The sequence below is a fragment of the Synechococcus sp. A18-25c genome, from assembly GCF_014280035.1.
In the GTDB taxonomy this organism is placed as follows: Bacteria; Cyanobacteriota; Cyanobacteriia; order PCC-6307; family Cyanobiaceae; genus Synechococcus_C.
The window spans coordinates 751,137-768,575 of sequence record NZ_CP047957.1 but is presented as its reverse complement, the minus strand read 5'-3'; the positions used below and the strand labels follow the sequence as shown (position 1 = coordinate 768,575).

Annotated in this window: 20 protein-coding genes and 1 tRNA gene; 12 read left to right on the top strand and 9 right to left on the bottom strand. The window is 62.6% G+C overall.

Annotated features, from left to right (window positions below):
• Nucleotides 1-10: 10 nt before the first annotated feature.
• Nucleotides 11-81 (bottom strand) — tRNA-Gly (locus SynA1825c_RS04035).
• A 129-nt stretch (nucleotides 82-210) separates the two neighbouring features.
• Here SynA1825c_RS04035 and SynA1825c_RS04030 point away from each other — a divergent pair.
• The 6 genes from SynA1825c_RS04030 to SynA1825c_RS04005 all read left to right on the top strand — a co-directional run bounded on the left by SynA1825c_RS04030 (nucleotide 211) and on the right by SynA1825c_RS04005 (nucleotide 4,917).
• Nucleotides 211-1,527, top strand: coding sequence for an MFS transporter (locus SynA1825c_RS04030; RefSeq protein ID WP_186471010.1), 1,317 nt, complete (start codon nucleotides 211-213; stop codon nucleotides 1,525-1,527).
• Nucleotides 1,528-1,550: 23 nt separating this feature from the next.
• On the top strand, nucleotides 1,551-2,297 hold the full coding sequence (locus SynA1825c_RS04025) for an ABC transporter permease (RefSeq protein WP_186471009.1): 747 nt from the start codon (nucleotides 1,551-1,553) through the stop codon (nucleotides 2,295-2,297).
• A 16-nt stretch (nucleotides 2,298-2,313) separates the two neighbouring features.
• Nucleotides 2,314-2,736 carry a DUF3119 family protein gene (locus tag SynA1825c_RS04020; protein WP_186471008.1) on the top strand — a complete coding sequence of 141 codons (423 nt, stop codon included), beginning with the start codon at nucleotides 2,314-2,316 and terminating at the stop codon, nucleotides 2,734-2,736.
• 128 nt (nucleotides 2,737-2,864) lie between these two features.
• On the top strand, nucleotides 2,865-3,917 hold the full coding sequence (locus SynA1825c_RS04015) for a DUF3086 domain-containing protein (RefSeq protein WP_186470385.1): 1,053 nt from the start codon (nucleotides 2,865-2,867) through the stop codon (nucleotides 3,915-3,917).
• The gene (gene plsY, locus SynA1825c_RS04010) at nucleotides 3,917-4,516 is read left to right on the top strand and encodes a glycerol-3-phosphate 1-O-acyltransferase PlsY (RefSeq protein WP_186470384.1); all 600 of its coding nucleotides are present in this window, start codon (nucleotides 3,917-3,919) and stop codon (nucleotides 4,514-4,516) included. Before SynA1825c_RS04015 ends, plsY begins: the two co-directional genes overlap by 1 nt.
• The gene (locus tag SynA1825c_RS04005) at nucleotides 4,513-4,917 is read left to right on the top strand and encodes a DUF6782 family putative metallopeptidase (RefSeq protein WP_186470383.1); all 405 of its coding nucleotides are present in this window, start codon (nucleotides 4,513-4,515) and stop codon (nucleotides 4,915-4,917) included. The genes plsY and SynA1825c_RS04005 overlap by 4 nt, the downstream gene beginning before the upstream one ends.
• Before the next feature lie 126 nt (nucleotides 4,918-5,043).
• Here SynA1825c_RS04005 and pyrF read toward each other — a convergent pair whose 3' ends face one another.
• Nucleotides 5,044-5,775 carry an orotidine-5'-phosphate decarboxylase gene (gene pyrF, locus SynA1825c_RS04000; protein ID WP_186470382.1) on the bottom strand — a complete coding sequence of 244 codons (732 nt, stop codon included), beginning with the start codon at nucleotides 5,773-5,775 and terminating at the stop codon, nucleotides 5,044-5,046.
• Nucleotides 5,776-5,824: 49 nt separating this feature from the next.
• Between pyrF and SynA1825c_RS03995 the strand changes: the two genes are divergently transcribed.
• Nucleotides 5,825-6,262 carry a cupin domain-containing protein gene (locus SynA1825c_RS03995; protein WP_186470381.1) on the top strand — a complete coding sequence of 146 codons (438 nt, stop codon included), beginning with the start codon at nucleotides 5,825-5,827 and terminating at the stop codon, nucleotides 6,260-6,262.
• A 23-nt stretch (nucleotides 6,263-6,285) separates the two neighbouring features.
• Here SynA1825c_RS03995 and SynA1825c_RS03990 read toward each other — a convergent pair whose 3' ends face one another.
• The 3 genes from SynA1825c_RS03990 to SynA1825c_RS03980 form a co-directional block, all read right to left on the bottom strand.
• Nucleotides 6,286-7,413 (bottom strand): transporter substrate-binding domain-containing protein, encoded by a 1,128-nt coding sequence (locus SynA1825c_RS03990; protein ID WP_186470380.1) that lies wholly within the window; start codon nucleotides 7,411-7,413, stop codon nucleotides 6,286-6,288.
• A 275-nt stretch (nucleotides 7,414-7,688) separates the two neighbouring features.
• Nucleotides 7,689-8,933, bottom strand: a complete 1,245-nt coding sequence (gene tyrS, locus SynA1825c_RS03985; protein WP_186470379.1) for a tyrosine--tRNA ligase — start codon at nucleotides 8,931-8,933, stop codon at nucleotides 7,689-7,691.
• Nucleotides 8,934-8,975: 42 nt separating this feature from the next.
• Nucleotides 8,976-9,302: a DUF1825 family protein gene (locus SynA1825c_RS03980; RefSeq protein WP_186470378.1), complete on the bottom strand. Its 327-nt coding sequence runs from the start codon at nucleotides 9,300-9,302 to the stop codon at nucleotides 8,976-8,978.
• Nucleotides 9,303-9,425: 123 nt separating this feature from the next.
• Here SynA1825c_RS03980 and SynA1825c_RS03975 point away from each other — a divergent pair, with 123 nt between their 5' ends.
• The 5 genes from SynA1825c_RS03975 to SynA1825c_RS03955 are packed head-to-tail and all read left to right on the top strand — an operon-like array spanning nucleotide 9,426 to nucleotide 13,172.
• On the top strand, nucleotides 9,426-10,151 hold the full coding sequence (locus tag SynA1825c_RS03975; RefSeq protein WP_255477121.1) for a response regulator transcription factor: 726 nt from the start codon (nucleotides 9,426-9,428) through the stop codon (nucleotides 10,149-10,151).
• Between the two features lie 34 nt (nucleotides 10,152-10,185).
• Nucleotides 10,186-10,791: a hypothetical protein gene (locus SynA1825c_RS03970; RefSeq protein ID WP_186470377.1), complete on the top strand. Its 606-nt coding sequence runs from the start codon at nucleotides 10,186-10,188 to the stop codon at nucleotides 10,789-10,791.
• Nucleotides 10,792-10,796: 5 nt separating this feature from the next.
• The gene (locus tag SynA1825c_RS03965) at nucleotides 10,797-11,384 is read left to right on the top strand and encodes a GIY-YIG nuclease family protein (protein ID WP_186470376.1); all 588 of its coding nucleotides are present in this window, start codon (nucleotides 10,797-10,799) and stop codon (nucleotides 11,382-11,384) included.
• 37 nt (nucleotides 11,385-11,421) lie between these two features.
• Nucleotides 11,422-12,912, top strand: coding sequence for a leucyl aminopeptidase (locus SynA1825c_RS03960; RefSeq protein ID WP_186470375.1), 1,491 nt, complete (start codon nucleotides 11,422-11,424; stop codon nucleotides 12,910-12,912).
• 26 nt (nucleotides 12,913-12,938) lie between these two features.
• A complete protein-coding gene (locus SynA1825c_RS03955) occupies nucleotides 12,939-13,172 on the top strand; it encodes a hypothetical protein (protein ID WP_186470374.1) in 234 nt (77 codons plus the stop codon).
• Nucleotides 13,173-13,853: 681 nt separating this feature from the next.
• Here SynA1825c_RS03955 and SynA1825c_RS03945 read toward each other — a convergent pair.
• From SynA1825c_RS03945 to lpxA, 4 genes are all read right to left on the bottom strand, one after another.
• The gene (locus SynA1825c_RS03945) at nucleotides 13,854-14,549 is read right to left on the bottom strand and encodes a ParA family protein (protein WP_186470372.1); all 696 of its coding nucleotides are present in this window, start codon (nucleotides 14,547-14,549) and stop codon (nucleotides 13,854-13,856) included.
• 234 nt (nucleotides 14,550-14,783) lie between these two features.
• On the bottom strand, nucleotides 14,784-15,383 hold the full coding sequence (gene msrA / locus SynA1825c_RS03940; protein ID WP_186470371.1) for a peptide-methionine (S)-S-oxide reductase MsrA: 600 nt from the start codon (nucleotides 15,381-15,383) through the stop codon (nucleotides 14,784-14,786).
• Between the two features lie 23 nt (nucleotides 15,384-15,406).
• A complete protein-coding gene (gene lpxB, locus SynA1825c_RS03935; protein ID WP_186470370.1) occupies nucleotides 15,407-16,597 on the bottom strand; it encodes a lipid-A-disaccharide synthase in 1,191 nt (396 codons plus the stop codon).
• Complete coding sequence (gene lpxA, locus SynA1825c_RS03930; RefSeq protein ID WP_186470369.1) at nucleotides 16,597-17,436, bottom strand: acyl-ACP--UDP-N-acetylglucosamine O-acyltransferase; 840 nt, start codon at nucleotides 17,434-17,436, stop codon at nucleotides 16,597-16,599. The genes lpxB and lpxA overlap by 1 nt, the downstream gene beginning before the upstream one ends.
• Between the last annotated feature and the right edge of the window lie 3 nt (nucleotides 17,437-17,439).

The following is a 17,439-nucleotide window of genomic DNA, read 5'->3' as shown; positions in this document are numbered from 1 at the left end:
GCTTGAAGCAAGCGGGCGGCGGGAATCGAACCCGCATCATCAGCTTGGAAGGCTGAGGTTTTACCACTAAACTACGCCCGCACCAAAACATCCGTACCAATGCCGCAGAGGCCTGGTGGGTGTTGTGCCTAACCATTATGGCGGTCCGTCCGCCCCCCTTCCTGCCCGATGAGCACGAGCACCCTGGCCGGGGGATCCCGCCGGCGCCTGATGGTTGCGTACGGACTGGGAGATGCCGGCACAGGATTGGCCGCGACGCAGCTGGGGTTTTACCTGTTCCCATTCTTCACATGTACGGCGGGCCTACCGGCTTTCATTGCCGGCTCGCTGCTGACGGTGATCAAGGTGTGGGATGCCATCAACGACCCGCTGATCGGCTGGATGAGCGACCACACCCAAAGCCGCTGGGGGCCGCGCATCCCCTGGATTCTCGGGGCTGCACTACCGCTGGGCATCAGCCTGTCGGCGATGTGGTGGGTTCCGGAGGGAACCACCCTGCAGCGCACCTTTTACTACGTGGTGATGGCCATCTTGCTGATGACGGCTTACACGAGCGTCAACCTGCCCTACGCAGCGCTCTCGACTGAACTCACTAGCGACACCGCCATCCGCACCCGCCTGAACGCGGCCCGTTTCACCGGCTCCATCGTGGCTGGACTCAGCGGGTTGATCGTGGCCTCATTGGTGCTCACTGATGGGGCGGATGGTTATCTGCGCATGGGGCGGATTACTGGCACCATTGCCACCCTCGCCACCCTGGCCTGCTGCTGGGGTCTGGCCCCCTACGCCAAGAAATCAGCGCGGCCAATCAACCAGGCGGAGCCGCCACTGGCGCAGCTCAAGCGCATCCGCTCCAATCCCCGTTTTCTAATGGTGCTGGGGCTGTATCTGGCGCTCTGGTTCGGCCTGCAGCTGATGCAGGTGGTGGCCTTGATCTGGCTGGTGCAGGTGGTGCACGTTCCCCCGAATCTCTCCACCTGGATCCTGCTGCCCTTCCAGTTGAGTGCCCTGCTGGGCCTGCAGCTGTGGAGCCTGCTCTCCAACAGGCGAGGGCGCCTGGTGGCCCTGCGCTGGGGCGCGGGCCTGTGGATCGTGGCCTGCCTAATCTCGATGGTGTTCCCAGCCATGCAGCACGGCGGTACCCCGGCTGAATTGACTCCGCTGATCGGTCTGATTGCGCTGGTGGGCATCGGCGCCTCGACCGCCTATCTGATCCCTTGGTCACTGCTGCCAGACGCCATTGACGCCGATCCCACCCGACCGGCCGGGCTTTACACCGCCTGGATGGTGCTCGGCCAGAAACTGATCATCGGCGTGAGCATGAGCGTGTTCGGTGGGTTGTTGTCGCTGACCGGCTACATCTCCAGTGCGAGCTGCGAAGGCGCCATGAACTTCATCGAGCAGCCGGCCTCAGCACTGTTCGCCATCCGCATGAGCATGGGGCTGATTCCCGCCATCCTGGTAGGCATTGGCCTCCTGGTGATGCGTCGCTGGCCCAACCGCGGCGCCCATCTGCAACGCACATGACCACGTCCCGCCTCCGCGTCCGTCTGAAATCACCCCGCTGGCTGAACCGTCTGGGCAGCAGCCTGATCATCGGTGGCCAGGCAGTGACGGCTACCGCGCGAGGGCGGATCAACACGATCGACTTGCTCGATCAACTGCAAGAAGCCGGACCCGGCAGTTTTCTGATCGTGATCATCACCGCCCTGGCCGCGGGGACGGTGTTCAACATCCAGGTGGCCAAGGAACTGAACAGCATGGGCGCCAACGCCACCGTGGGCGGCGTGCTGGCCATCGGCCTGGCACGGGAGATCGCGCCGCTGCTCACCGCCACGCTGCTGACAGGCAAGGTGGCCACCGCCTATGCAGCGCAGCTGGGCACGATGAAGGTGACCGAGCAGATCGACGCCATCACAATGCTGCGCACCGATCCGGTGGAATACCTCGTCGTGCCCCGCCTGATCGCGATGGTGGTGATGGCACCGGTGCAGTGCCTGCTGTTCTTCGGGGTCGCGATCCTGGGCGGCCAGATCAGCAGCACCGAGATCTATCAAATCCCTCCAGAGGTGTTCTGGAACTCGGTGCGCACCTGGCTGTCACCGGAAGATCTCCCATTCATGCTGGTGAAGGCCCTGATCTTTGGCCTGCAAATTGCGGTGCTCTCCTGCGGCTGGGGCATGACCACGCAGGGCGGCCCCAAGGAAGTGGGCACCAGCACCACCGGCGCAGTGGTGATGATCTTGGTGACCGTCGCCCTGATGGACGTCCTGCTCACGCAACTCCTATTCGGCTGACCCGCCCTTGCCCTCGATGACCTTCACACCCTCCCCCTCAGAACAGCCCAGCAGCGAGGCCACCAGCGTGAGCATCAGCCCAAGCCCGCGGCTGGCCTTGCTAGTGGTGCTGTTGAGCGGGGCTTTGCTGCCCCTGCCGCTGCGGCCTTGGCCGACCCTGGTGGTTGGCCTGTTTGGCCTGTTCCTGCTGGTTCAGACCTACAGCCTGCGGCTTGAGTTCACCGCCAACACCCTGGTGGTGTGGCGCGGTAAGCAGGAGCTGCGGCGCTTTCCCTATGCCGACTGGCAGAGCTGGCGTCTGTTCGCCGCCTGGATGCCAGGCCTGTTCTATTTCCGCGAGGTGAAGAGCATTCACTTCCTGCCGATCTTGTTCAACGCCAAGGAACTGCGCGAGCAACTGGAGCTGCGGGTGGGAGCTCTGGAAACACCCAAAGCCTGAGCTGCGGCCACCTGCCAGAACCAAGCGGCACACTAACGTAACGTTAAAGATACGAAACAGGAACGCCAGCGTGCCTACGCTGCCAAGCTCCCTGCGATCGGCTGAAATAAGAGCAGGACAAGCCAGCCATGCCTGACGACACCGCCCTGACGCCCCAAGACGCGACACCTGCCGCGGAGGGTTCCGAGGACGTCACCAGTGAAGCTCCAGCCCCTGAAATGGCAGCAGCGGCTGAACCATCCACAGCCATCGAAACGGACCAAACGAGCGCAAGCGCAACAGGACGATCAACCACCGACGGTGGTCACGAGGCTCTGATTCAGCTGGCCCTCACTGATCTGCAGAACCGCCGTAATGCACTGCAGCAGGAGATCGAGGTCCTGAGCCAGCGCAAGCAAGCTCTGGAGAAGGAGATGACCGCCAGCTTCGCGGGTCAGTCCGATGCGATCGCACGCAAGGTGAAGGGATTCCAGGACTACCTAGGAGGAGCCCTGCAAGGCCTGGTGCAGTCGGTGGAGACCATGGAACTGGTGGTGCAGCCCATGGTGGTGCAGCCCTCACCACTGGACTCAGAGGCCGCTGCCAACGCCGACGACACCGTTGCTCCTACCGATGGCACCGCACCGGCAGTGGCGGACACCTTTCGCCCTGATGAGGCGCTGATCCGCGCCAACATCGCGCGCTTCCTGGAGCAACCCGATTTCTACGCCGAACCCTGGAAGCTGCGCCGCAGCCTCGATTCCAGCGACACAGCGATGCTCGAAGACTGGTTCTTCAACCAGGGGGGCCGTGGCGCTCAAGCCAGCCGCGGCAACCGCCCGCGCAACGTGCTGGTGGGCGCCGCCCTGATCGCGGTGATCGGCGAGCTCTATGGCGATCAATTCCAGACGCTGGTGCTGGCTGGCAGACCGGAACGACTGGGGGAGTGGCGCCGGGGATTGCAGGATGCCCTCGGACTAGGCCGAGAAGACTTTGGCCCCAGCAGCGGCATCGTGCTGTTTGAACGGGGTGATGCTCTGGTGGAGCGCGCCGACCGACTGGAGGAACGCGGCGAGGTGCCGCTGATTCTGATCGACGCGGGCGAAAGGTTTGTCGACATCCCTGTGCTTCAGTTCCCGCTCTGGCTGGCGTTTGCGGCAGGGCCTGGCGAAACCGACGACGACGACGACGACCTGCTCTGATGCCCTTCCTCGCACTGCTGCTGGGCTACCTGCTCGGCTCCCTGCCCTGCGGCTATCTGGCCGGTCGTTGGTGCAAAGGAATCGACCTGCGCACGATCGGGTCCGGCTCCACCGGCGCCACCAACGTGCTGCGCAACGTGGGCAAGGGTCCGGCGCTGGTGGTGTTCCTGCTGGATGTGGCCAAAGGTGCCGCTGCCGTGCTGCTGGCTGGTGCCCTGACTGCGACCCATCCACTGAACGACTGGATTCAGGTGCTCGCGGGCTTAGCGGCCTTGGCTGGACACATCTGGCCGGTGTGGCTGGGCTTCAAGGGCGGCAAGGCGGTGGCCACGGGGCTGGGCTTGTTCCTGGGCCTGGCCTGGCCGGTGGGGCTGGCCTGCTTCGGGGTGTTTCTTGCCGTGTTCAGCCTCAGCAAAATCGTTTCACTCGCCAGCGTGGTGGCCGCGATCAGCCTTCCGCTGCTGATGGCCACCGGTTCCGGCAGCAACGCCAACCTGCTGGTGGCATTGGTGGCAATGGCGTTGGTGCTCTGGCGCCACCGCAGCAACATCCAGCGGCTGATCAATGGCACCGAACCCAAAGTGGGCCAGAAGTCTTGAGTGCAGCAGCCGGCATCGCCCTGCTCACCCTGATCGCCCAGATGGAAAGCGCCGGCCAGACGCGCGTCCTGCTATTCGACGACTGCCCTGCTGGCCTGGAGGGCTTCTACGCCCCATCGCGCAACCGTATCGGCCTCTGCCGCAACAACCACAACAGCGATGCAGCGCTCACCAGCACGCTGCTGCATGAAGCCATGCACCGGCTGCAGCATTGCCGTCAACCGGAACTGGCCGCGCAACTGGATGTTGAGCAGCGTGTCGACGCCCTGGAGGAGGAGGCCAGAGCTTTGCAGCGCTGGAGCGACCAAGATCCCAACACGGCTGCCGCTTGGATGCGACAGCGGCTGAAGGAGCAGTGCTCGGATCGGCCAAGAAAGCTGAGCAAGGCGTCGTTGGAGTGATCATTGTCACTTCAGCCATCGGCGGTGGTGTTGGAGGTGCGCAGGCCCATCAGATCGCTCCAACCCCCCAAGGACGTCGGCATGACTGCCGAGCGATGAGCTGCCTGGTTGGTTCGGGCCCGAGTCCTAAGCGATCAGTTCAGAGCAACATTGGCCAAAGGCAGCACTGGGATCTTCGGCCTTGGTGATCGGCCGGCCGATCACCAGCTGACTGGCCCCCGCTGCAACCGCTTCAGCAGGCCCCATCACACGGGCCTGATCACCCACAGCAGAGCCTTTCGGGCGAATACCTGGCGTCACCAACGCAAACGGCTCGGGGTGCTGGGCCCGCAATGCCTCAACCTCCAAGGGTGAACACACACAACCGCCGATCCCAGCAGTTGCCGACAGCTGCGCCAACGCCGGCACCCGTTCGGCGATTCCCTGGGCGATGGCGAGTTCCCGTTGCAATCTTTGCTCCTCCCAGCTGGTGAGCACCGTCACCGCCAGCAATGTGGGGGCGGGTTGGCCAGCACCTTGTGCCCCTTCTATCGCCGCGGCCTGAGCCGCCTGGAGCGCTTCGCTGCCGGCGCAGGCATGCACCGTGATCAGCTCGGCCCCCAGAGCCGCCGCTCTCCGGCAAGCACCGGCCATCGTGGCCGGGATGTCGTGGAATTTGAGATCAAGAAACACCCGCAGCCCTTGCTCGCGCAGCTGCGCCACCACCTCCGGGCCGGCCTGGACAAAGAGCTCCAGGCCCACCTTCACCCAGCACAGCCCATCCACCTGGCCGGCAAAAGCCAGCGCCTGCTCGAGTGCCATGCCATCGAGGGCCACGATGATCCGATCGGCGGGATTCGCAGAAAGCAACGGAGCCAAGGCAACGGCATCAACTGCCTCCATCCTGAGCTCACACCGTTCCGCCGTCATGCTGCCGCGCATCGTTCACCCCGAGCAGCTCCAGGGCTTTCGCTTGCACGCACAGGATCACTGCCGCCTGGCTCTGCTCAGTGCACCCGCCGATGGCGACGACGATCGCGGCTCCGGCGAAGCGATGAGCCTGTTTCTAGAGATCCACGACCCCTGCGACCGGGTGCCGCCCCACAGCCATCACCGCTCCGCCGAGTTCTATTTCGTGCTGCGCGGCACGGTGCTGTTTCACATCGACGATCGCTCCATCACCGCCCACACCGGAGACTTTGTGGTGGTGCCGGCCGATGCTGCCCATGATTTCGAGAACCCTGGCCCCGATCGCCTTTATCTGCTCACGGTGCTCAACCGTGATGAAGGTTTTTCCGAGCTAGTGAAATGTGGCATTCCCACGGCCCTTGACCCAGAAGATTTGGAGGTGCTGCGCAACCTCTGATCCATCTGGATACGAGAGGCCGCTTAGGGATTGCGGTTGACCATGGCGTCGATCACCCCCTGGAAACGCAGATCGGCAATCGCCACCGAGATCTGCCGCTGGGTGGTCTCCGGTAGATCCCTGCCAAACACAAAGCCCTGGGGCGTGCTGTTGAACACCTGCGCTGACACGGCGTAGCGGGAGCGATCCGACGAAGACAGCACCTGATTGTGCAGATAATTCACCCGGGAGCTATCGGCCAGCACATGTTGCACCACTCCGGAACGCAGCACCTCAATCAGTTGCTCATCACCGCTGATGGGTTCCACCTTTGCTGCCTCGCGCGCCCCCGAGGGGAGCTGTTCCAGCTTGAAACGCAACCAGGTTTCGGAAATGGTCTGGGCATCCACCGCCACCCCATCCGCAAGTTTGCTGGCGAGGATCTCTGATGCGTTGCCATCGACTGGCACCGATTCCCGGATCAGTGTTTTCGCCGTCGCACCCACGAAGATCGACACGATCACCAGGCGGAACAAATTAGTGACCAGCACCAACAGAATGCCGCCGGCACTGTCGCTCATCTTGTAGGTGCCGGAGCCCATGAGCAGCATCATCCAGCCTTTGATGAAGGTGCCCTGGGCTGTGGCACATTCCACGTCTTTGCTTCTGAAGCGCCCGTAGCTCAACCACAGCAGCACCGCCCCAGCCAGCGACACCAAAAACAACCAGCACAAGGAACGCAGCAGCAAGCCATTGCCCACCATCCCTGTGAGCAGCGCACTCAGGGGGTAGCTGTTCTCACGGGGGGAAAGGAAGGCCAGCCCATCAGAGCTGATGGCGACAGAAAAATTGGTCACCGCCAGGCGCTCCGGTACCTGGTTGAGGCAGGACACCCCCACATCAATCTCACCACTCGCCGCCATCGACACCGCAGCATTTGGTGACGGCACTGGCTCAAAGCGATAGGGCCAGCCCTTCTGGGAGGCGATGGCTTCCCAGATCTCAACGGCATAGCCCTCATACAGAGGCCCCACGCGGTTGGAACAGGGTGCCGCCTCATCCACCACACCCACCACCAGAGTCTTGCGGGGCTCCGCCTCGGCGTTCAGCGGCGCACCGATCAGCAGCAGAGCCGCAGCGCAGGCACGTAACCAGCTGAGACTCCGCCGCATCACAACACCCCATTGTTATTGCCAGTTTGGCTGACATCTAAGAGGTGAGCCGTGCATCGACGCAATGCTCATCCAGCCGGCGAACACAACGTTGGCGACGCTCAGGCTGCAGGTGACGGCATGAGGCCATCGCATGAACACGGGACCAGCGAGAACGGCGGTGAGTGCCTCGAAGAGATGCAGAACACGCAGGCCTGGATCAGCTTCTCAGTTTCGATTCAGCATCGCTTCGCTGCTCAATCAGGGGATTTCCCAATCGAGGAGAATCTGGCAGCTCAGGCCATCAGCCGCCGGAAGGTCTTCTTGCCGAGCTGCAGCACCTTGCCCTCCAGCTCGGCCGCTGAAGCAAACTCTTGGTTGGGGTCGGTGAGCTTCTGCCCCTCCAGACGGGCAGCACCACCTTTGATCTGGCGGCGTGCCTCACTGCTGCTGGCGCAGATGCCCACGGCACTGAGCAGATAAAACGCTTTGGCGGGGAAGTTCACCTGCGCCAGCGACGCCTCCGGCACATCGGCAGCGGCATCACCGCCGACACCCACCAGGGAGGCTGCATCGCTCTGTGCCTTGCTGGCCGCAGCCAGTCCGTGGCGGCTGGCCGTCACTGCCAGAGCCATCGCCTTCTGCTTCTCGCGCGGGTTTTCCGGTAGGGAGGCCAGATCCAGATCGGTCAGCAACGTGACGTAGTCGTTGATGGCCGCATCGCCGACCTTCTCCAGCTTGGAGTACATCGACAACGGATCCTCCTCCAGCCCCACCACGTTGCCGAGGCTTTTGCTCATCTTCTGCACGCCGTCCAGACCCACCAGAATCGGCAGCAACAACCCGAACTGGGTGCCCTTGTCGAAGCGGCGCTGCAGGTCGCGGCCCATGGCCACGTTGAACTTTTGATCGGTGCCGCCCAACTCCACATCCGCGTTCACCGCCACCGAGTCATAGCCCTGCAGCAGCGGGTAAAGGAATTCATGCAAGGCAATCGGCGTGCCGCTGCTATAGCGCTTGGAGAAGTCGTCCTTGGCCAACATCTGACCCACGGTACCGGTGCCCAGAAGGCCGATCACCGCAGGCAGATCCATGCTCTCCAGCCATTCGGAGTTGTAGCGGACCTCCAGACGGCCTGGCGTCTCGAAATCCAGCAGCGCCGTCTCCTTGGGCTGGTCCTGCCCCAGCTGACGCAGGTAGGTGGAGGCATTGGCAGCCACCTGCTCCTTGGTGAGTTGCACCCGAGTGGCGCTCTTGCCAGTGGGGTCGCCGATCCGCGCTGTGAAGTCACCGATGATCAGCACCGCGGTGTGACCGGCGTCCTGGAAGGCCCGCAACTTGCGGAACAGGATGCTGTGGCCCAGATGGATGTTGCTGCCGGTGGGGTCGATGCCCAGCTTGATGCGCAGCGGCCGACCTCCGGCCTCGGCCTGCGCCAGCCGCGCCGCAAGGGATTCGTCCGCATCACCGGGGTCGCCGGAAGGGAACAGATCAGCCATGCCACGCGACAACCAAGCCGGCAGGGATGGGGTCGTGGCCATGGACGAGCGGGACGTGAGCGGGCTGAATCGTACGAGCCGCCGTCAGCTAGGGGGCTGATCCAATTGACTCTTCATCCGCTCGAGCGTCTGATTCATCTGATCAAACATCTGTTCAGGGGTGATCCCGAACTGGCCGAGCTGAGTGCGCAGCTGCTCCACGGTGAGCTTGGCCTGGAAGTCTTCCGACAACTCGAAGCGCTTCATGAACACCCGGTAGCGCTCCATCAGCTCCTCCATCGTGTCGATGAATTTCTTCTTGCCCTCCCGGTCGAACTTGCCGTAGTCCGAGCCCAGCTGCATCAGCTGCTGGTAGTCGCCGAACAGCCGCTTGGCCTCCTCCTGAACGATGTCCGAGTCGAAGAACGCCATGAGCCATCGATGCAACTCAGAGATTCTGAACAATTTGAGCTCGCGGTAACAGTGCGGATCCACACCCCCTTGTTCCGAGCCACCATGGTGAGGCAACGGTCAGGGCTACGAGCCTGTTCATCTGTGGATCTCAGCGATCGGATCCCCTCACTGCAGCAGCGCTCTCGCCAGGGTTACAGCCTGCTCAAGCGCAGTCGTACCGCCATCGCCAGCGCCGACCGCGTGCTCCTTGCCAGCTGGATGAGCTGGTTTGAAGGGCAGGGTCCTTTGGTGGCGGCCTGCACCAGCGAAGACGACTGCCTGGAGAGACTGCAAAGCAGCGGCGCCAACCTGCTGCTCTGCACTGACAACCTCGAAGGCGGTAGTGGCACCAACCTGGTACGCCGCGCTCGGAAGAACCACCCGGACCTCAAGGTGCTGATGCTGCTTCAACGGCCGATCCCGCGCACGATTCTTGATGCGATCGATGCTCGCTGCCACGGTCTCTGCTCCGCGGAAGCCACCGGCACCGGCACGGTGGCAGCGGCTCTCACGGCCATTGATACCGATGGGCATTACATCGACCCTCTGATCAGCGGCGTGCTGCACCACAGCCGCTTGCGCCGCAGTGGCCAGCAGACGCCGCTCCAGGAGCTAACCATGCGAGAGGAAGACGTGCTGCGTGGCCTTTGCCGAGGCATGACCAACCAGGAAATCGCCGATGCCCTCGTGGTCTCGATCGAAACCGTGAAAAGTCACGTGAGCAGCCTGCTGCGCAAGCTGCCGGCCCGGGATCGCACCACAGCGGTGGTGACCGCATTTCGTGAGGGGCTGGTGCAGGTGCCCACCAGACCGCCGCGCTGGACCTAGGGTCCTGGCGAAGCTGCTCAGGAGAGACGCGGCGATGGCGCGCCGGCACTGGCTCGATCCCCTGGCCCGCAAGGTGCTCCAGGCCATGGGCGAGCTGCCCCCCGACCCCGCGCCCCGCGTGCAGGAGGCGCATAGCCCGTCACTCGAGCCGGAGGCTGCATCGGCCGGGAGCCCTTCTGTCGACAGCCTCTGCATCGACGTGAACCGCGCTAGCGCCGAGCAATGGCGCCAACTGCCTGGCTGCAGCGATGCCATGGTGGATCTACTGCTGCGTCTGCAACGGGGCGGCGTGCAGTTCAGCCAACTGGAGGATCTAGCCCAGCTGCTCGATCTGTCGGAGGATCTGCGCGACCTGTGGCAGCCCCACCTGATTTTTCGCTGGCACGGTGATGCGCCGCCCTTGCCCCAGCCCAAACCGCTCGATCTCAATGGCGCCAGCCGCGCGGTGCTCGCAGGGCAGTTGCAGTGGCCGAATGACCGCCTGGAACGGCTGATGGCCGAACGTCGCCGCCAACCCTTCAAGAACCTCGCCGATCTTCAGGAAAGACTTTGTCTGCCGCCAGATGCCGTGGAGGCTTTGATCGGTCGGGTGCGTTTCGGTGCCAGGCCCGCAGGTCCCTCCCTGCCACCACGGGGTTAAGCGCCATGGCTGCTGCTCCGCGCCAGGGCGACCTGTTCAATCAAGCAGCTGCCGGCGCATCCGATCAGCAGGCGGCTGCCCTCACACTCACCGCTGACCAACTGCGCAGCTGGCAAGAGCGGGTGCATCGCGCCCAAGCCCCGTTGTTTGAGGCCAAGGCCCAGGTCGACAGCCAGGGCAGCTTGTTCGGGGCGGTCAGCGCTCCGGCGGAAGACATTCAACCGCTGAGCCTGAATCCCCTCCCCCTCAGTTTCTGGCGCTGGCCGGAGAGTCCCCACCAGGGGGCCGCTCTCTACTGGGTGATGGACCGCCCGGACCATCTCGACCTTCCCATCCTTCTTTATCTAGGCGAAACCAAGGCCGCCGATCGCCGCTGGAAGGGCGAACACGATTGCAAGGCCTATCTGGCGGCGTACCAGGAAGCCTGCGCCAGCTGCGGACTGAGCTGCAGCCCCAGCATCCGCTTCTGGGGGGATGTTCCCCAAGGGACCCGAGCACGACGGCAACTGGAACAGACGTTGATCAGGCGCTGGCAGCCTCCGTTCAACAAGGAAATGCGCGACCGCTGGGCCACCCCCTTCCAAGCCGACTGAGCGCAGCTTCTAGCATCAGTCCAGGCATCAGCTCCCCATGAAGATCTCCCTCTCTCCAGCCACCCCTGAGGCCTGGAGTGGTTCCGTTTTGGCGCTTGGCATCCCCAAGGACGACCCACAGGACCTGGTGGCGGCGATGGAGCGGCGCTTCGATCTGCAGCTCAGCGCTTGGCTAAAGCAGAAACCTTTCACCGGCAAAAGCGGTGATCTGGCCAGCCTGCAGCTGTTGAGGAGCGACTGCACAGCGCTGGTGCTGGTGGGCCTGGGGGATGCCGCTGAGGTGGACCGCAACAGCCTGCGCAAAGCCGCTGCCGCGGCTGCCCGGGCGGCGAATGGTCAGAGCGGCAGCCTGGCGCTGCATCTGCCCTGGGGATCAGAGGATCCGGCGGGCGATGCCATCGCCGCTGCGGAAGCCGTGCGCCTCAGCCTTTACAGCGACCTGCGTTTCCGCAGCAAGCCGGAGCCCAAACCCTGCCCCGATCAGCTGGAGCTGCTGGGTCAATGGCCTGCCGGCATCGACGCAGCCCTGGCTGCGATTCAGCCGGTGTGCGCCGGTGTGGAACTGGCCCGGGAGCTGGTGGCTGCACCGCCCAACAGCGTCACCCCCACCGAATTGGCCAACACCGCCGAGGCCCTCGCGAAAGACCATGGTCTCGAGCTCAAGGTGCTGGAGCGATCCGACTGCGAGGCCAAGGGCATGGGTTCCTTCCTGTCGGTCTGCCAGGGCTCCGACATGGATCCCAAGTTCATTCACCTCACGTACCGCCCGAGCGATGCGGTGCACAAGCGTCTGGTGCTCGTGGGTAAAGGCCTCACCTTCGATTCCGGCGGCTACAACCTCAAAGTGGGTGCGGCCCAGATCGACATGATGAAGTTCGACATGGGCGGCAGTGCTGCAGTGTTCGGCGCCATGCGCGCTATCGCAGAGCTGCAACCCGCCGGCGTGGAGGTGCACATGCTGGTGGCCTCCTGCGAAAACATGATTAACGGCTCGGCTGTGCACCCCGGCGATATCGTCACCGCCTCCAACGGCACCACGATCGAAATCAACAACACCGATGCCGAAGGCCGCCTCACCTTGGCGGATGCACTGGTGTATGCCAGCGAGCTCAAGCCCGACGCGATCGTCGATCTCGCCACTCTCACCGGTGCTTGTGTGGTGGCCCTTGGGGATGAAATCGCTGGCCTGTGGAGCGGTGATGACGGCCTCTCGGAAGCGCTGGAATCCGCCGCTAGCAATGCTGGCGAAGGGCTCTGGCGTATGCCGCTGCACAGCAGCTACCGCAAGGGCTTGAAGTCGCTGCTGGCAGACATGAAGAACACCGGTCCCCGCCCCGGTGGTTCAATCACCGCAGCGCTGTTTCTCAAAGAATTCGTGGAAGCAGGTATTCCCTGGGCGCACATCGACATCGCCGGCACAGTGTGGACTGACAAGGGCCGGGATCTCAACCCATCGGGTGCCACGGGCTACGGCGTTCGCACGCTGGTGAACTGGGTGCTGAGCCAGGCCTCGACGGCAGCGGCCTAAATTCCATCCAGACCGGAGCAAGCTCCATGGCTTCCAGCCCTCTCCGCTGGTACGTCCGCGCTCAGCTGGGCGTGCTGCTCCTCCCCGCGGGCCTTTGCCTGTTCGGGGAGGCCGTCAGCCGTCGCACCCTTCAGCTGGCGGGGAGCGATGGAGGCCCCTGGTGGTGGTACGGCACACTCAGCCTGATCCTGATCAACGCCGGTGTTGGGCTGATGATCGAATCAGGTTTATTGCGCGGATATCCAGGCCGCAAGTCTTAAGCCTCAGGAGGCCATCACTGCCAACGATTGGGGTTGCTCCAGAGCATGAATCTGCCAACGAGCCCGATCCGAGCAGGTGGCCATGACTCTTTCAAGGTCATCGGAGGCCTGCTTCGGAGAGGGGTATGGACCAACATGACGTGTCACGAGACCGTCTTTGATGGTCAGCAGATACATACAGTTTTCTCACAATTCGTCCTTTGATAGTACGCAATGTTTGGGTCAACGTCGAGGGGGGAAAACCCGCACCTTCACTGAGAAGTGACTGAATCCAATAGCATCAGTTGCTACAGAATTTCCACAGATTTTCCTCAGATTCAAAAAAATAAGACGTGGCGAATACTGCGCCCTGAAGGCATACCCCAGGCGGTCTTGTCGTGCGCCCTGGATCTCCAGACGCCGTTCAGGCGCCGGTCAAGCCCGCAGTCCCAGCAGTCGAGGTTGTCCTGGATCGCGTTGCGCTCCCTGGGGTCCTGGCGGTGAATGGTCAACCTGTCGTCCCGAACGAGGGGCTGTCATGCCAGCCCCTCGTTCGGGACTTCAGACTGCTCAGCAGGCTGCGGCAGCGTTGACCCCTGCAGTCACAACTCGAAAGAAACGAGTCGCAACGAGGTTCGTTCTGAACTCAGCAAGACCTCATCCCGCGAGTTGAGTTGACGGCTCGTTCGCACATCATTCGTCTTACGCCGCCATACGATTTTCCATGGGTGTGAAGTCCCATCCAATCGGTGAATGATTCTGATACTGTTTGTGGTGCTCCTCAAATAGACCCTCAATTTCCTTGCAGGCTGCACTGTATGCAGCCCAACCTGCCATTCGGCGGGAATTGGCACGACCCCGCTTGTCAATGGCCCGATCAACCGTGACTCCTTCTGTTTCTGCCTGTTCAAAAGCACTCAGGAGTGGGATCTGCGTAGCCAGAACCTTGATATCGAAGCCTTCAAATAACTCGATCGCTTGTTCAGCCGCAGCTTCTTTGCGTGCATCTACTTTAACAAGCAATGCAGCAAACGGGATTTTGTATTGCCTAAGCATTTGTGACATCTCAACTGTCAATTCGATTGATCGACTCTGCGTCGTGGTGGGTAGCAAAATGAAATCAGCCCCCTCCACTAAGTTTTTCATTTCTTCTTCGTTGCTGCTGGCTTGCCCATCTGTGATCACAATCTCTGCTGATCGCGTCGCTTTGGCTGCCGCTTCAATGGGCACAACGGGATAAGGCAAGAGCCCTCTAGCCCCGTACGCCGTCGCTGAGCGGTTGCGATCGGCATCAACCAGCACCACCCGTTTTTGCTGGTGGCTCCAGCACGCTGCGATGTGAACACTGCTGCATGTTTTAGCGACACCACCCTTTTGACCAAAAACAGTGATGAACATCACGGAGCGACTAAAAACTTGTCTTCAGGATCGCGTCCTTTTTCCGTAAGGCAACACATCGTTTGGCGCAGCGAACGAACGCTCTCATCGTTGGTTCGCTGCGATTCCTCAACGCATCTCTAGAGAGGGTGAGTCGCCGCCGCTGCAGTGGGTTCACCACAGCGAAGCACCACGGACTGACGAGCATCAAGTCATGCCCTGTGAACCTCAGGACAGCATGCGGGGTAGTAAGCATTAATCAGCCCATGGGGCCCCACTTCGCGCTTTTGCTCCCCAAACCTGGTCAAGCTTGCGATCACGACCGCATGCCCAGCGGTAATAGGTGTATTTGGTTTTGGACCGCATGGCGTAATCCTGGTGGTAACCCTCAGCTTTCCAGAAGGTTGTGAGCGGTTTGATCTCCACCTTGATCGCGGTTTCCGGCACACCCAGCTCCGCGGCCGCTGCAGCTTTGCTGGCCAAGGCCTGATCCTGCTGTCTCTCCCCCTGGGTAAAGATCACCGGGCGATAGGAATCACCACGATCACAGAACTGGCCGTCGCCATCGAGCGGATCCACATTGCGCCAATAGGACTGCAGCAAGCGGGCGTAACTGATCTTTGCGGGATCAAACCGCACCCGCACCGCCTCCTGATGACCGGTGGTCTCGCTGCTCACCTGCTGATAAGTCGGCCGGGCCACAGTGCCACCGGTGTAGCCGCTCTCCGCCGACAGCACCCCAGGCAGGTGTTCGAGATCACTCTCGAGGCACCAGAAGCAGCCCCCAGCCAGCACCGCGTCCTGCGCCGCCGCCAACACCGATACGGGAGCGAACAGCAGCAACAGGACCGCCATCAGCAGCGGCAACAGGCATCGGATCACGAGTTGGAGGGCGCAGGGAGCTTGTCGAGGATGGCGGCGGCGGCACGATCAGTCACCCCCGGCTCACCCAAAGTTGTACGCAGCCGGTCATAGCCACTGAGCATGGCTTGACGTGCCTCGCCAGCCTCCAGCAACGGTGCCGCCAGCGTCACCAAGCGATCGACATCGAACTCATCCTGAAGCAGCTCCGGCACCAACCGCTCGTTCAGCAAAAGGTTCACCGGTGAGATGTGCGCCACTTTGAAGCGCAGCAGATGCCGGGCCACCCAGGCGGTCACGCGGCTCACCCGATACCCAACCACCTGGGGAACCCCCTGCAGGGCCAGTTCCAGATTCACGGTGCCCGACTTGCCGAGAGCCAGATCGGCCGCAGCGAAGAGCAGTGGCTTGAGGCTGTCCGCCTGATCGGCGGGAATCACCCTGGAGCGCACACCCGCCGCAGCCAGGGCCTTACGCAGGGGCTGTTCAAATCGTTCCAACCCAGCGGGAACCATCACATCCAAGCTGGGGTCCCGTTGTTGCAGGCGAAGCGCCGCCTCGACAAGCACTGGCATCAGGTAACGCAGCTCCTGGGGCCGCGAAGCTGGCAGCAGGAGCAGCAGCTTGCCTTGGTCAGGTAAGCCAAGCTGGGCACGAGCTTCGGCCCGCTCCGGTCGGCTTAGCACCGTGTCGAGAAGGGGGTGACCCACCCAGGTGACCTCAGCACCCATCCGCTCATAGAACTCTGCTTCCGCCGGGAAGATTGCCAGGATGCGGTCGGTGAACTTGAGCAGCTCCGTAGTGCCACCATCACCGATGCGCCAGGCCCACTCCTGGGGAGCGATGTAATACGTGATCGGAATGTGCGGCAAGCGCCGCCTCAGGCTGTTGCCGAGGCGCACGTTGGCACCCATGTAGTCGATCAGCACCACGCCATCCGGGGGACGCTGCCCCAGCAGCCGATCCACGCGTGCCTGCAGCTTGAGCGTAGGCACCACCAGCGGCAGGGCCTCCCAGAGCCCAATAGCCCCCATCGGGGCCGTGTCCGCCAGCAGCTCCGCACCAGCGGCACGCATGCGCTGACCGCCGAGAGCCAACACCTCCAGGTCGATCCCCCTAAGGGCAGCCTGTCGATGCAACGCAGCGATCAACAGGCTGCCCTGCAGATCGCCTGACACCTCTCCGGTGCTGATCAGTAACCGCACCATCAGCGCCCGATGGCAGCTGGCATGGGACCCCGCCGTCCTTTGGAGATCGAGCCCTCAAGGAAGGTGCAGAGATGATCCGCTAGGGGCATCAGCGACTGCTCCCGCGCCAGGCGCAGACCCTCGGCAATGACATGGTCCGATCGATACAGCAACGACCAAACCTCCTGGAGCTGCTTGAGCTCCTCGCCATTAAAGCCGCGTCGCCGCAGGCCGACGCGGTTCAGACCACGGACGCGGCCGGGGTGACCCTCCACTAGGCAATAAGGAGGCACATCGCGATCCACCCGCGTCATGCCTCCCACCATGGCCATGCCACCGATGTGCACGAACTGGTGGATACCCAGACATCCACCGATGACAGCCTTGTCTTCGATCAAGACGTGACCAGCCACCTGGATGCCATTCGACATCACGATGCCGTTGCCCAGCACGCAGTTGTGGCCCAAATGGCAGTAAGCCATCAGCAGGTTGTAGTTACCGATGCGAGTCTCCTCTCCCTCCTCGGTAGCCCGGTTGATAGTCACGCATTCACGGATGGCGTTGTGATCACCGATCACCACTTGCGTGGGGGCACCTTTGTATTTGAGATCCTGAGGCTCAAGCCCTATGCAGGCACCAGGGAAGATCTTGTTGTGCGCGCCGATCGTCAGCCGGCCATCGAGCACGGCATGAGGGCCCACCCAGGTGTGGGCTCCGATTTGCACCTCAGGGCCCACAACGGCACCAGGGCCAATCACAACTCCATTCGCCAGTTCAGCGCCTGGATCGACCGCTGCCAGCGGGTGAATCTGTGGAGGACGGTCCTCAGCAGTCACGGCGGGGGAACGCTCTTCGCTCATCAT

Coding starts and splice junctions, on each gene's coding strand:
- plsY (WP_186470384.1), top strand. CDS start 3,917: ATGCCCTTCCTCGCACTGCTGCTGGGCTACCTGCTCGGCTCCCTGCCC.
- lpxA (WP_186470369.1), bottom strand. CDS start 17,436: ATGAGCGAAGAGCGTTCCCCCGCCGTGACTGCTGAGGACCGTCCTCCA.
- tyrS (WP_186470379.1), bottom strand. CDS start 8,933: ATGGCCACGACCCCATCCCTGCCGGCTTGGTTGTCGCGTGGCATGGCT.
- SynA1825c_RS03990 (WP_186470380.1), bottom strand. CDS start 7,413: ATGCGGCGGAGTCTCAGCTGGTTACGTGCCTGCGCTGCGGCTCTGCTG.
- SynA1825c_RS04030 (WP_186471010.1), top strand. CDS start 211: ATGGTTGCGTACGGACTGGGAGATGCCGGCACAGGATTGGCCGCGACG.
- SynA1825c_RS03995 (WP_186470381.1), top strand. CDS start 5,825: ATGCTGCCGCGCATCGTTCACCCCGAGCAGCTCCAGGGCTTTCGCTTG.
- SynA1825c_RS03945 (WP_186470372.1), bottom strand. CDS start 14,549: ATGTTCATCACTGTTTTTGGTCAAAAGGGTGGTGTCGCTAAAACATGC.
- SynA1825c_RS03960 (WP_186470375.1), top strand. CDS start 11,422: ATGAAGATCTCCCTCTCTCCAGCCACCCCTGAGGCCTGGAGTGGTTCC.
- msrA (WP_186470371.1), bottom strand. CDS start 15,383: ATGGCGGTCCTGTTGCTGCTGTTCGCTCCCGTATCGGTGTTGGCGGCG.
- lpxB (WP_186470370.1), bottom strand. CDS start 16,597: ATGGTGCGGTTACTGATCAGCACCGGAGAGGTGTCAGGCGATCTGCAG.
- SynA1825c_RS03970 (WP_186470377.1), top strand. CDS start 10,186: ATGGCGCGCCGGCACTGGCTCGATCCCCTGGCCCGCAAGGTGCTCCAG.
- SynA1825c_RS03955 (WP_186470374.1), top strand. CDS start 12,939: ATGGCTTCCAGCCCTCTCCGCTGGTACGTCCGCGCTCAGCTGGGCGTG.
- SynA1825c_RS03980 (WP_186470378.1), bottom strand. CDS start 9,302: ATGGCGTTCTTCGACTCGGACATCGTTCAGGAGGAGGCCAAGCGGCTG.
- SynA1825c_RS04015 (WP_186470385.1), top strand. CDS start 2,865: ATGCCTGACGACACCGCCCTGACGCCCCAAGACGCGACACCTGCCGCG.
- SynA1825c_RS04020 (WP_186471008.1), top strand. CDS start 2,314: ATGACCTTCACACCCTCCCCCTCAGAACAGCCCAGCAGCGAGGCCACC.
- SynA1825c_RS03965 (WP_186470376.1), top strand. CDS start 10,797: ATGGCTGCTGCTCCGCGCCAGGGCGACCTGTTCAATCAAGCAGCTGCC.